At 70.6% G+C, this 12,199-nt stretch carries 13 protein-coding genes; 7 read left to right on the forward strand and 6 right to left on the reverse strand.

Annotated features, from left to right (window positions below; all coding sequences use genetic code 11):
* Nucleotides 1–154: 154 nt before the first annotated feature.
* The 3 genes from ACWD3O_RS00750 (at nucleotide 155) to ACWD3O_RS00760 (ending at nucleotide 2,241) form a co-directional block, all read left to right on the forward strand.
* On the forward strand, nucleotides 155–1,111 hold the full coding sequence (locus ACWD3O_RS00750) for a LysR family transcriptional regulator (protein ID WP_451411494.1): 957 nt from the start codon (nucleotides 155–157) through the stop codon (nucleotides 1,109–1,111).
* 154 nt (nucleotides 1,112–1,265) lie between these two features.
* Nucleotides 1,266–1,748: an NUDIX domain-containing protein gene (locus tag ACWD3O_RS00755; protein ID WP_451411495.1), complete on the forward strand. Its 483-nt coding sequence runs from the start codon at nucleotides 1,266–1,268 to the stop codon at nucleotides 1,746–1,748.
* A gap of 40 nt (nucleotides 1,749–1,788) precedes the next feature.
* A complete protein-coding gene (locus ACWD3O_RS00760) occupies nucleotides 1,789–2,241 on the forward strand; it encodes an N-acetyltransferase family protein (RefSeq protein WP_451411496.1) in 453 nt (150 codons plus the stop codon).
* A 12-nt stretch (nucleotides 2,242–2,253) separates the two neighbouring features.
* Here the strand turns inward: ACWD3O_RS00760 and ACWD3O_RS00765 are convergent, their stop codons facing one another.
* Nucleotides 2,254–3,648: a serine hydrolase domain-containing protein gene (locus tag ACWD3O_RS00765; protein WP_451411497.1), complete on the reverse strand. Its 1,395-nt coding sequence runs from the start codon at nucleotides 3,646–3,648 to the stop codon at nucleotides 2,254–2,256.
* 148 nt (nucleotides 3,649–3,796) lie between these two features.
* Between ACWD3O_RS00765 and ACWD3O_RS00770 the strand changes: the two genes are divergently transcribed.
* Complete coding sequence (locus ACWD3O_RS00770; protein ID WP_451411498.1) at nucleotides 3,797–5,017, forward strand: GNAT family N-acetyltransferase; 1,221 nt, start codon at nucleotides 3,797–3,799, stop codon at nucleotides 5,015–5,017.
* 122 nt (nucleotides 5,018–5,139) lie between these two features.
* Here the strand turns inward: ACWD3O_RS00770 and dnaB are convergent, their stop codons facing one another.
* Complete coding sequence (gene dnaB / locus ACWD3O_RS00775; RefSeq protein WP_451411499.1) at nucleotides 5,140–6,621, reverse strand: replicative DNA helicase; 1,482 nt, start codon at nucleotides 6,619–6,621, stop codon at nucleotides 5,140–5,142.
* A 458-nt stretch (nucleotides 6,622–7,079) separates the two neighbouring features.
* Here dnaB and ACWD3O_RS00780 point away from each other — a divergent pair, with 458 nt between their 5' ends.
* A complete protein-coding gene (locus ACWD3O_RS00780; RefSeq protein ID WP_451411500.1) occupies nucleotides 7,080–8,417 on the forward strand; it encodes an MATE family efflux transporter in 1,338 nt (445 codons plus the stop codon).
* 120 nt (nucleotides 8,418–8,537) lie between these two features.
* On the opposite strand, the gene rplI is transcribed toward ACWD3O_RS00780, so the two are convergent.
* The 4 genes from rplI to rpsF form a co-directional block, all read right to left on the reverse strand.
* Entirely contained in the window at nucleotides 8,538–8,984 is a 447-nt protein-coding gene (gene rplI / locus ACWD3O_RS00785) for a 50S ribosomal protein L9 (protein ID WP_356132570.1), read from the reverse strand.
* An 18-nt stretch (nucleotides 8,985–9,002) separates the two neighbouring features.
* The gene (gene rpsR / locus ACWD3O_RS00790) at nucleotides 9,003–9,239 is read right to left on the reverse strand and encodes a 30S ribosomal protein S18 (RefSeq protein ID WP_006381652.1); all 237 of its coding nucleotides are present in this window, start codon (nucleotides 9,237–9,239) and stop codon (nucleotides 9,003–9,005) included.
* Nucleotides 9,240–9,284: 45 nt separating this feature from the next.
* Nucleotides 9,285–9,869: a single-stranded DNA-binding protein gene (locus ACWD3O_RS00795; RefSeq protein WP_451411501.1), complete on the reverse strand. Its 585-nt coding sequence runs from the start codon at nucleotides 9,867–9,869 to the stop codon at nucleotides 9,285–9,287.
* 74 nt (nucleotides 9,870–9,943) lie between these two features.
* A complete protein-coding gene (gene rpsF / locus ACWD3O_RS00800) occupies nucleotides 9,944–10,234 on the reverse strand; it encodes a 30S ribosomal protein S6 (RefSeq protein ID WP_086797674.1) in 291 nt (96 codons plus the stop codon).
* 261 nt (nucleotides 10,235–10,495) lie between these two features.
* Between rpsF and ACWD3O_RS00805 the strand changes: the two genes are divergently transcribed.
* Both ACWD3O_RS00805 and femX read left to right on the forward strand, forming a co-directional pair.
* Complete coding sequence (locus tag ACWD3O_RS00805) at nucleotides 10,496–10,822, forward strand: hypothetical protein (RefSeq protein WP_451411502.1); 327 nt, start codon at nucleotides 10,496–10,498, stop codon at nucleotides 10,820–10,822.
* A gap of 197 nt (nucleotides 10,823–11,019) precedes the next feature.
* Nucleotides 11,020–12,141: a peptidoglycan bridge formation glycyltransferase FemX gene (femX, locus tag ACWD3O_RS00810; RefSeq protein ID WP_356132576.1), complete on the forward strand. Its 1,122-nt coding sequence runs from the start codon at nucleotides 11,020–11,022 to the stop codon at nucleotides 12,139–12,141.
* The last annotated feature ends 58 nt before the right edge of the window (nucleotides 12,142–12,199 follow it).

A 12,199-nucleotide genomic window follows, 5' to 3' on the forward strand; every position in this document is an offset into this window, starting at 1 on the left:
CGTGCTGTCGCACCGCGCCACCAAGGCTAGTTGACTCTGTGTCAGTGTCCAATCACCGTAGCGACAGGGGCCTATCGACATATTTATAGTTGAACGCGGCCGACGGGCCGTCAGGGGCGGACCCGCACCGCCCCGGCAGCCGAGGGGGCGCCCCATGGACCTGGCCTTGCTCCGCACCTTCGTGGCGGTGTACCGGGCCGGATCCTTCACGCGCGCCGCCGCACTGCTCGGCCTCTCCCAGCCGGCCGTGACCTCCCAGATCCGCACCCTGGAACGGCAGCTCGGCCGTCCGCTCTTCCTGAGACAGGCCCGCGGCGTCGTCCCCACCACCGTCGGCGACGAACTGGCCCACAAGGCCGCACCCCACCTCGACGCACTGGTGGAGATCGCCGAAACCGGCCTCGAGGCCGGCGGACCCGGCACCCTCCACCTCTCCGGGCCCCCCGAGTTCCTGGCGGAGCGAGCCCTTCCCGCCCTCGCCACCCTGGCCGCCGAGAAGGGCCGGCCCCTCTCCCTACGCGCCTCCTTCGGCAACGACCAGGAGAACCTCGACGGCCTGGCCGCCGGGCACTGCGACCTGGCCGTCGCGACGGCCCGCCCGCGCGGCTCGCTGCTGAGCTCCACCCCGCTCTGCGACGAGGAGCACGTCCTGGTCGCCGCCCCCGCCGTGGCGGCCTCGGCAGGGCTGCCCGTCGGCGCCCCCGCCGATCCCACCGATCCCACCGGCCGCACGGGCGCACCGGACCGCCCGGACGAACTCCGGACCCGGCTGGATCCGCTGCCCGTGCTAGAGGTGCACGAGTCGCTCCCCTTCGTGTCCCGGTACTGGTCCTCCGTCTTCGGCGCGCGGCCCGCCGTGACCTCGGGCGCGGTGGTGGTCCCGGACCTGCGGGCGGTGCTCACCTGCGCCCTCCACGGCGCCGGGATCGCCGTCCTGCCGCGCTACCTCTGCGCCTCCGCGCTGGAACGGGGCTCGCTGGTGGCCCTGTACGAGCCCGACGTGCCCCCGCTGCGGACCTACTTCCTGGTGGTACGCACCGGCACCCTCGCCCTCCCGCACATCGGCCGCGCCCATGAGCGGCTCCAACGGGCCGCGGCCTCCTGGGCCTGACCCGCGCGGGGCACCCGCCTGGCCCTGACCCGCGGGGGTCAACCGTCTGGCCCTGACCCGCGCCGTGCACGGGAGCACGGCCGGGGCCGCGCGCGGCACGGTGAATGGCCGGGGCCGATGTTTCACGTGGAACATCACGGGCCAGATTCCCCCCATGACCGTCCGCCCCGTGGTCAAGCGCACTGCCCGCGCCGTCCTCCTGGACGGCGACGACCTGATCCTGATCAAGCGCACCAAGCCCGGCGTCGATCCCTACTGGGTCACCCCCGGCGGCGGTGTGGAGCCCGAGGACGCCACCGTCGTGGACGCGCTCCACCGCGAGGTGCACGAAGAACTGGGCGCCAAGATCACCGGCGTCATCCCCTGCTTCGTGGACACCGTGGAGCACATCGGCCCGGACGAGGCCTCGACCGGTGTGAAGGTGCAGCACTTCTTCGTCTGCCGGCTGGAGTCCATGGACCCCTCGCTGCGCCACGGCCCCGAGGTCGAGGAACCGTCGGGTGAGTACGAGATCGTCCGGGTGCCGTTCACCCGGGTCGGGATCGCCGGCGTCCATCTGGTGCCGCTCTCCCTGCGGCACTACCTGGACGGCAACATCGAAGGCGTCCGCGCGCTCCACGCGTCGGACCTCGTCTGACCGTCGCGTGGCGGGCGGCGCCGCGCCCTAGGGTGCCCCCATGGACGATCTTCTGATACGCCGCGCCACCGCCGAGGACGTGCCCGCTCTCGTCGCGATGTACGCCGACGACCCCCTGGGTGCCGACCGTGAGACGCCGGACGACCTGGCCCCCTACCTGGAGGCCTACCGACGGCTGGCGGAGGACCCGAACCAGCACCTGATGGTGGCCGAGCGGTCCGGGAAGGTCGTCGGCACGCTGCAGCTGACCGTGATCCCGGGTCTGTCCCGCCGTGGCACCACCCGCTCGGTCATCGAGGGCGTCCGGGTGCACTCCGACGAGCGGGGCGGCGGCCTCGGCTCCCGTCTCGTCCGGTGGGCCGTCGAGGAGTCCGGGCGGCAGGGGTGCCGGCTGGTGCAGCTGACCTCCGACGCCACCCGGACCGACGCCCGCCGGTTCTACGAGCGTCTCGGCTTCACCGCCTCGCACATCGGCTTCAAGCTCCAGCTCTGAACCCGCCCCGCATCACTGCGGCAGCCCCCGCCAGCCGCCCTCGTCGACGCCGCCCGGCACGGGCGCGGTGGGGTCGTAGGGGGTGCGGGTGAAGAAGAAGGAACCGAGGTCGAGGTGGCTCACCGTGCCGTCCGGGCGGCGGACGGCACGCAGGGTCTCCCCGGCGTAGTAGCCCTCCAGGCCGGTCCAGGTGCCGTCGTCGGCGGCCCGGAAGCGGGACCGGCGGCCGGAGGCGCCCATCGGGTCCAGGGAGATCCCGCCGTCGGGGAGCAGGCGCAGCACATAGGCCTGGGTGCCCCAGTACCAGGGCCCGGTCAACGCCAGCACCGCCTGATCGACCTCCGGAAGAGGACGCCACGGCTCGGGGATGCGCGGCTCGGCCTCGGCCACGATGCGCACCAGATCCGGGCCCACGCTCCAGAAGGGCGCGCTGGAGGTGCAGTTCGCCAGGACCACGGCGGCCACGTCGTCCTCCACGCCGATGGCCAGGTTGGCGAGGAAGCCGGGGACCGAGCCGGAGTGGCCGACCAGTCGCCGCGGGCCCCAGTGCTGGATCTGCAGCCCCAGCCCGTAGCCCGACCCGGCCGCCAGGTCGCCGGGCTCCGGGGGCGCCGCCGGGGCCCGCATCTCGGCGACCGAGTCGGCGCTCAGCACCCGGTCGTCGCCGCGCATCAGGAAGGCGGCGAAGCGGGCCAGGTCGGCCGTGGTGGACCACAGCTGCCCGGCGGGGGCCATCCGGCCGAGATCCTCCACCTGCTCGGGCAGCAGCACGTCGGCCCACGGATGGACCGCCCAGCCTCCCGCGGCCGGGGCGACCGGGTCCGTGCCGGTGCGGTGCAGTCCGAGCGGCTCCAGGACCTCCCGGCGCAGCACCTGGTCCCACGGCTCCTGGCGCACTTCCTCCACCAGCGCGCCGAGCAGCGCGAAGCCGGGGTTGGAGTAGTGGAACCGGCGTCCGCCCGGATGCAGCACGGGGTTCTCCCCCAGGACGTCGGTGAGCTCGGGCCGCAGCGCTCCCGGCGTCCGCTCCCACCACGGCCCGGGTGTCTCGGCCGCCAGCCCCGCGCTGTGGGCGAGCAGCTGGGCGATGGTGGCCCGTCCCGCCGAGGTGCCGGGCAGGTGCTTGTCCAGGGGGTCCTCGAGAGAGAGCCGGCCCTCGTCCCGCAGCCGCAGCACCAGGACGGCGACGAAGGTCTTGGTGATCGAACCGATCCGGTACTGGACGTCTCCGTCGGGCGCGTGCCCGTCCACCGAGGTACGCGACCCGCTCCAGACGAGCTCTCCGCCCCGGACGACCGCCGCGGTGAGCGAGGGTGCCCGGCCGTCGGCCTGGCCCACCGCGATCCGATGCAGGAGCGCCCGCCGGGTGGCGGGGAGGAGGACGTTCTCTTCCTGAGGTGTCGTCATGGGGTCAGTGCACCAGACCCGGTCCGGGCGGAGCGAACCGGATTCCGGGTCGCGCGGAAATTCGTTTGACCGCGCCGGTGCCGCGGACTGCACTGGGGCGGGACGCCACGGAGTCGTGGCGCCGTGAGCCGGGGAGGCAGCGCCAGCGATGGAGATCCGTTCCACGACCGACCAGGACTTCGAGGTCTTCCTCGACACGCTCCATTGCGCGTTCGGGAGCTTCCGGGACACCCCGCCCGAGGGCAGCGAGGGCTGGTGGGCCGGGTACGAGATGGACCGTGGCCTGTTCGCGCTGGCGGACGACGGGCGGCCGATCGGCACCGCCGGCGCCTACTCCTTCGAACTCACGCTGCCCGGGGGCGCCGTGGTCCCCGCGCCGGGAGTGACCGCGGTGGGCGTCCTGCCCACCCACCGGCGCCAGGGCGTGCTCAGCGCCCTGATGCGGCGCCAGCTCCAGGACTTCCGGGAGCGCGGTGAGGTGCTCTCGGTGCTCCTGGCGTCCGAGGCCCTGATCTACCGCAGGTTCGGCTACGGGCCGGCGACGTACACGCAGCGGCTGACCGTCCGGCGACGCCGGGACGACTTCGCGCCCTTCCGGGCACACGGCGCGGCCGAGGCCGCGGCGAGCGGCTCGGTCGAGGTGCTGCGCCGTTCGGAGTGCACCGACCTCCTCGAGGAGATCTACGACCGGTACCGCCGTGCCCAGCCCGGCGCCCTGTCCCGGCCGCACCACTTGTGGAGCCGCGGAGCGGGGCACGCCCCGATCTCCACCGAACCGCGCTACGTCGCCGTCCACCGGGACGCCGACGGCGTCCCGGACGGATACGCCAGTTATGTGCGCGACCGGGACAGCACGCTGACGGTCGACGAGACGATCGCCGTCGACGACACGGTCTTCACGGCGCTGGCCCGCTTCCTCCTCGGCCACGACCTGGTCAAGCAGGTCGTCTTCAAGCACTTCCCGCCGGAGCACCCGCTGCGGTGGCAGCTCGCCGACTTCCGCGCCGGTGAGGTGAGCGACGCCACGGACTGGCTCTGGGTGCGTCTGGTGGACGTCCCCCGCGCCCTGACCCGCAGGGGCTGGTTCACGGACGGCGAGCTGGTGCTCGACGTCGACGACCCGTTCCTCGGCGAGCGGAACCGGTACCTGCTGACCGTCCGCGACGGCAAGGCCGAGTGCGTGCCGACGGACCGGGAGCCCGATCTGACCCTGGACGTGAGCGATCTCGGCTCGGTGTACCTCGGTGGCACCACGCCGAGCACGCTGGTGCGCGCCGGGCATGTCCAGGCACACCGGCCGGACGCCGCGGCTCTCGCCGACGCGCTCTTCCGCGCCGAACGTCCGGCGCACTGCCTGCACTTCTTCTAGGCCGCGGCGGGGCTCCGTCAGGGCGGTCGTGCTTCCGGCCTGACCCCGGCGGAGCCCGCCGGGGTCAGGCGGGCACGCGGGGGTCAGGCGTGCCCCGCTGCAGGCAGGCGGGCACGCCGGGGTCAGCTCTGGGCCATGTCCACGAAGCGCGAGTAGTGGCCCTGGAAGGCCACGGTGATGGTGGCCGTCGGGCCGTTACGGTGCTTGGCGACGATCAGGTCCGCCTCACCCGCGCGCGGGGACTCCTTCTCGTAGGCGTCCTCGCGGTGCAGCAGGATCACCATGTCGGCGTCCTGCTCGATGGAACCGGACTCACGCAGGTCGGAGACCATCGGCTTCTTGTCGGTGCGCTGCTCGGGGCCTCGGTTCAGCTGGGAGAGCGCGATCACCGGGATCTCCAGCTCCTTGGCCAGCAGCTTGAGGTTACGGGACATGTCCGAGACCTCCTGCTGGCGGTTCTCGGCGCGCTTGGAGCCACCGGACTGCATGAGCTGGAGGTAGTCGATGACGACCAGCTTGATGTCGTTGCGCTGCTTGAGCCGACGGCACTTGGCCCGGATCTCCATCATCGACAGGTTCGGCGAGTCGTCGATGTAGAGCGGCGCCGCCGAGACGTCCGGCATCCGGCGCGCGAGCCGGGTCCAGTCGTCGTCCGTCATGGTCCCGGAGCGCATGTGGTGCAGCGCCACCCGGGCCTCCGCGGAGAGCAGGCGCATGGCGATCTCGTTGCGGCCCATCTCCAGGGAGAAGATCACGCTGGGCAGCTGGTGCTTGATCGACGCCGCCCGCGCGAAGTCCAGCGCCAGGGTCGACTTACCCATGGCCGGACGGGCAGCGATGACGATCATCTGACCGGGGTGGAGCCCGTTGGTCAGGGCGTCGAAGTCGGTGAAACCGGTGGGGACGCCGGTCATCTCGCCGCTGCGGGAGCCGATGGCCTCGATCTCGTCGAGGGCGCCCTCCATGATGTCGCCGAGCGGCAGGTAGTCCTCGCTGGTGCGCTGCTCGGTGACGGCGTAGATCTCGGCCTGGGCGCGGTTGACGATCTCGTCGACGTCGTCGTCCGCCGCGTATCCCATCTGGGTGATCCGGGTGCCGGCCTCCACCAGACGCCGCAGCACGGCCCGTTCGTGGACGATCTGGGCGTAGTACTCGGCGTTGGCCGCGGTGGGGACCGTCTGGACCAGGGTGTGCAGGTAGGCGGCGCCGCCCACCTTGTTGATCTCGCCGCGCTTGGTGAGCTCCGCGGCGATGGTGATCGGGTCGGCCGGCTCGCCCTTGGCGTAGACGTCGAGGATCGCCTGGTAGATCAGTTCGTGCGCGGGCTTGTAGAAGTCGTGGCCCTTGAGCACCTCGACCACGTCGGCGATGGCGTCCTTGGAGAGGAGCATGCCGCCGAGCACGGACTGCTCGGCGTCGAGGTCCTGGGGCGGGACACGCTCGAAGGGGGAGACCTCCTGATCGCCCCACCTGCCGTCTCCCGAACGGTCGCCGCGGCCGCCGGAGCGACCCGGGCCCATGTCCTCACGACGGCGCGACGCGGGGAGACGATCACTGGGACCGCTCTCGGCCCAGGGGTCGTCCAAGGGCTCGGAAATGCTCACCGAGCGACCCTCCTCCCGTCCGCCGCGCGGACCTCGCCGTGCCTCTCCGTTCTACGGCACAGCTCTGACAGATCGAGCTTCCCGCACCCCTCCGAGCTCCCGTTTCGCGGTGCATTTGCGCACGGTGGAGGGGGCGGGCACCGCACCACGCTAAGCCCGTGGGCACCTGCAGCCAATCTGGTTATCCACAGGCCATGTGGAAGACCGCCCGTATGCTGTGGACAACCCCCGGAATCCTGTGCACGAGTCGGTGGACAGGGCTGTGAACAAGCCCGCAGCCGCTTCACCGCCACCTCGCTGACCTGCGGCGACGCCGCCCACGGGTTGTGCAGAAGAAAAAAATCGGCCGCCCGGCCAAGAACTACCGGAACGCTGTGCGAGAACACACGCCGACCCGCCAGAAGTAAGAGCTCAATCGGCGTTGCACCTCTTACCTGTGGAAGATTAGATTGGTGCTTATGACACAGGCTTCCGCGACCGGCCGGGCAGGCCGCCGCCGACACGACCGCGAGATCATCGCGCTGGCCGTTCCGGCCTTCGGCGCCCTGGTCGCCGAGCCCTTGTTCATCCTCGCGGACAGCGCGATCGTCGGACATCTGGGGACCGCTCAACTGGCTGGGCTCGGTGTGGCCTCGGCCCTCCTCACCACCGCGGTCAGCGTCTTCGTCTTCCTCGCCTACGCGACCACCGCCGCGGTGGCCCGGCGGGTCGGCGCCGGTGATCTCGGTGCCGCCATCCGCCAGGGCATGGACGGCATCTGGCTGGCGATCCTCCTGGGAAGCGCCGTCATCGCCGTCGTGCTGCCCACCGCTCCTGCCTTGATCGACCTGTTCGGGGCCTCCGAGACCGCGGCTCCCTATGCGGTCACCTACCTGCGCATCTCCTCGCTCGGCATCCCCGCGATGCTGATCGTTCTGGCGGCGACCGGAGTGCTCCGAGGACTGCAGGACACCAAGACCCCCCTCCGTGTAGCCGTCGCCGGCTTCGTCGCCAACGGAGTTCTCAATGTGCTCCTGGTCTACGGGTTCGGCTGGGGGATCGCGGGGTCGGCCTGGGGAACGGTCATCGCCCAGTGCGGCATGGCGGCCGTCTACCTGGTGGTGGTCGTCCGCGGTGCCCGGCGGCACGGCGCCTCCCTGCGGCCCGACGCCGCCGGCATCCGGGCGTCCGCCCAGGCCGGCGTCCCGCTCCTGGTCCGCACCCTCTCCCTGCGGGCGATCCTGATGATCGCCACCGCCGTCGCCGCCCGCCTGGGCGACGCGGACGTGGCCGCCCACCAAATCGTGCTCTCGCTCTGGAGCCTGCTGGCCTTCGCCCTGGACGCCATCGCCATCGCCGGCCAGGCGATCATCGGACGGTATCTGGGAGCCGGCGACGAAAAGGGGGCGCGGGAAGCCTGCCGCCGCATGGTGGAGTGGGGGATCGCCGTGGGTATAGCCCTGGGCCTCCTGGTGGTGCTGGCCCGACCGCTGCTCCTGCCACTCTTCACCGGTGACGCCACCGTGAAGGACGCCGCACTCCCGGCACTGATCGTCATCGCGCTGTCGCAGCCGCTCTGTGGAGTTGTCTTCGTGCTCGACGGCGTCCTGATGGGTGCCGGAGACGGCCCCTACCTGGCGTGGGCGATGCTGATCACGCTGGCCGTCTTCGCCCCGGTCGCGCTACTGGTCCCCGCGGCGGGCGGCGGCCTCACGGCCCTCTGGGGTGCGATGACCTTGATGATGGCGGTGCGGCTGGTGACGCTGTGGTGGCGGGCCCGGTCCGGACGGTGGATCGTCACCGGCGCCATCCGCTGAGCCGTGCTGCGGCTCGTTTCACGTGAAACACGCCGCCGACGGGCAGCAAGAAGGGCCGCATCCATCGGATGCGGCCCTTCTCAGAAGTCGCTGAGCCGAAGCTCAGACCCGAGCCGGAGCTCAGGCAGCGACGACCTCGACGCTGACCTTGGCAGAAACCTCGGGGTGCAGACGCACCGAGGTCTCGTGGGCGCCCAGGGTCTTGATCGGCGCGCCCAGCTCGATGCGGCGCTTGTCGACCTCGGGGCCACCGGACGCCTTGATCGCGGACGCGACGTCGGCGGGGGTAACGGAACCGAAGAGACGACCGGCGTCGCCGGAGCGAACGGCCAGACGGACCTTGGTGCCCTCGAGCTGCGCCTTGATGGCGTTGGCCTGCTCGATGGTCTGGATCTCGTGGATCTTGCGGGCGCGGCGGATCTGCGCCACGTCCTTCTCGCCACCCTTGGTCCAGCGGATCGCGAAGTTCCGCGGGATCAGGTAGTTGCGAGCGTAGCCGTCCTTGACGTCGACGACGTCGCCGGCGGCGCCGAGGCCGGAGACCTCGTGGGTGAGGATGATCTTCATTTTTCGGTCACCCTTCCCTTATCGCGCGGTGGACGTGTAGGGCAGCAGCGCCATCTCACGGCTGTTCTTCACGGCCGTGGCGACGTCACGCTGGTGCTGCGTGCAGTTGCCGGTCACGCGGCGGGCACGGATCTTGCCGCGGTCGGAAATGAACTTCCGCAGCATGTTCGTGTCCTTGTAGTCCACGTACTGGACCTTGTCCTTGCAGAACGCGCAGACCTTCTTCTTCGGCTTGCGCACAGGCGGCTTCGCCATGGTGATTCTCCTGTGTGATCAAGAAGTGTGGGTGACGACCCCGCCCTAGAAGGGGGGCTCGTCCGAGTAGCCACCGCCGCCGCCGGAGCCGCCGCCCCAGCCGCCGCCACCACCCTGGCCACCGGCGGGAGCCCCGCCACTGGCCCACGGGTCGGGCTGCTGCGAGCCGCCGCCCTGCTGACCGCCGCCGGGGCCACCGCCCCAGCCGCCGCCACCCTGGCCGCCACCGCCGCCGTAACCGCCCTGGCCGCCACGGGCACCGCCGCCGGAGGTCTTGGTGACCTTCGCCGTGGCGCTCCGCAGGCTGGGGCCGACTTCCTCGACGTCCAGCTCGTAGACCGTCCGCCTGACGCCCTGGTTGTCGTCGTAGGACCGCTGCTTGAGCCGGCCCTGAACGACGACGCGCATGCCCTTGGTCAGGGACTCCGCGACGTTCTCCGCCATCTGCCGCCAGACCGAGCAGCTCAGGAACAGGCTTTCGCCGTCCTTCCACTCATTGGTCTGCCGGTCGAAGGTGCGGGGGGTGGACGCGACGCGGAAGTTCGCGACCGGCGCACCGGACGCGGTGAAGCGCAGCTCGGGGTCGTCGACGAGATTGCCGACGACCGTGATGACGGTCTCGCCTGCCATGGGGGAACCTCTCAGCGGGTTTGCTGCTGGCTGGTGGTGCTACTCGATTCCCGGGATCGACCGAGCCGACAGGCTCAGTGCATCTCGGGACGGAGGACCTTGGTCCGGAGGACCGACTCGTTCAGGTTCATCTGGCGGTCGAGCTCCTTGACGACCGCAGGCTCGGCCTGCAGGTCGATGACCGAGTAGATGCCCTCGGGCTTCTTCTTGATCTCGTACGAGAGACGACGACGGCCCCAGGTGTCGACCTTCTCGACCTTGCCGTTGCCCTCACGGACGACGGAGAGGAAGTTCTCGATCAGGGGGGCGACAGCGCGCTCCTCCAGATCGGGGTCGAGGATGACCATCACCTCGTAGTGACGCATGTGGAACCCACCTCCTTTGGACTCAGCGGCCACGGTCGATCCGTGGCAGGAGGGTTGTATGCGTGGTGGTGCGTGAGCAACGGTATCGGGACCCACCGACAGTCGGGCTGGTCGCCGTCGTGACGTGGGCAGACACCGGTGCAGACGGTACAGACTACCCGCACACCGGCTTCCGGTTGAAATCCGTGCGCGAACAGCGTCAATCCATCCCATATCGGGTACTCGCCGACTAGGATGCGCCGCTTCCGTCGGGAGGTGCTCATGGCACAGACAACGCGTTCGCAGCCTCGGCCCGACATCCACGGGTCCCTCTTCGCGACCGATCATCAGCCCCACCGGAAGGTGAACACCCTGCTCGGGGTGACCATGGTGCTCGGCGTGCTGGCCCTGGTGACGGCCGGTTTCCACCACCTGCACCTGATCACGTCGTGGGCCGGTCTGATCGGCATCGTCACCGGCGCCTTCGGCCAGTTCATCTCGGCGACCACCCGGGAACGGTTCGGTCTGATCGTCGGGCTCGGCGCCTGTGCGCTGGGGTTCTTCCTGGGCATGTCCCACGGAGGTCTCTTCGGTGGGGTCTTCTCCTAGACCGGCCGGTCCAGGAGGGCGCTCCCGCCCTTTCCCCGCATGTCCCGTCCGCCCCGGTCCGTTCCGGCTCCGCCGGTCACGGACCGGGGCGGACTCCCTACGTGTCCGTCAGTACGTTCGGCAGGCACAGTAGGCTTCGGCGCGAGAGCCGGAGCCCCTACATGTGGGGACACGCCAGCCCGAGGAGCGCCCCGAACATGAGCCTGACCCTGAGGACGATCAGCCGAGAACAGCATCTGGCCTACATCCAGAGCCTGCCCTCGGCCAGCCACATGCAGGTACCGGCGTGGGCCGACGTGAAGGCCGAATGGCGTGCGGAGAGCCTCGGGTGGTTCGACGACCGCACCGGTGAACTGGTCGGCGCGGGCCTGGTCCTCTACCGGCAGCTCCCCAAGATCAAGCGTTACCTGGCCTACCTGCCCGAGGGCCCGGTCATCAACTGGTTCGCGCCCAACCTGACCGACTGGCTCGAGCCGATGCTGGCGCACCTCAAGGCCCAGGGCGCCTTCTCGGTGAAGATGGGCCCGCCGGTGATCATCCGCCGCTGGGACGCCCCTTCCATCAAGAAGGGCATCCAGGACACCGACGTGAAGCGGCTGCGGGACATCGAGCCGGACTTCATCGAGCCGCGGGCCTTCGAGGTCGCCGACAAGCTGCGCCGCATGGGCTGGCAGCAGGGCGAGGACGGCGGCGCCGGCTTCGGCGACGTCCAGCCGCGGTACGTCTTCCAGGTTCCGCTGGAGAACCGTTCGCTGGAGGACGTCCACAAGAACTTCAACCAGCTGTGGCGCCGCAACATCAAGAAGGCCGAGAAGGCCGGCGTCGAGGTCGTGCAGGGCGGCTACCAGGACCTGGAGGAGTGGCAGCGGCTCTACGAGATCACCGCGGTCCGCGACCACTTCCGGCCCCGCCCGCTCTCCTACTTCCAGCGCATGTGGACGGCGCTCAACGCCGAGGACCCGAACCGCATGCGGCTGTACTTCGCCCGCAAGGACGGGGTGAACCTCTCCGCGGCGACCATGCTGATCGTCGGCGGGCACGTCTGGTACTCCTACGGCGCCTCCGACAACATCGGCCGTGAGTTCCGCCCCTCCAACGCCATGCAGTGGCGGATGCTCCGGGACGCCTACGCCCTGGGCGCCACCGTCTACGACCTGCGTGGCATCTCCGACTCGCTGGACGAGTCGGACCACCTCTTCGGACTGATCCAGTTCAAGGTCGGTACCGGCGGGCAGGCCGCGGAGTACCTGGGCGAGTGGGACTTCCCGCTCAACAAGCTGCTCCACAAGGCCCTCGACATCTACATGTCGCGCCGCTGACCGTCCCGGTGTTTGCTTCCATAGTCAGCTGAGGCCGCCACCGGGCGGCCTCGGCATT

The organism is Streptomyces sp. NPDC002640 (assembly GCF_053592575.1).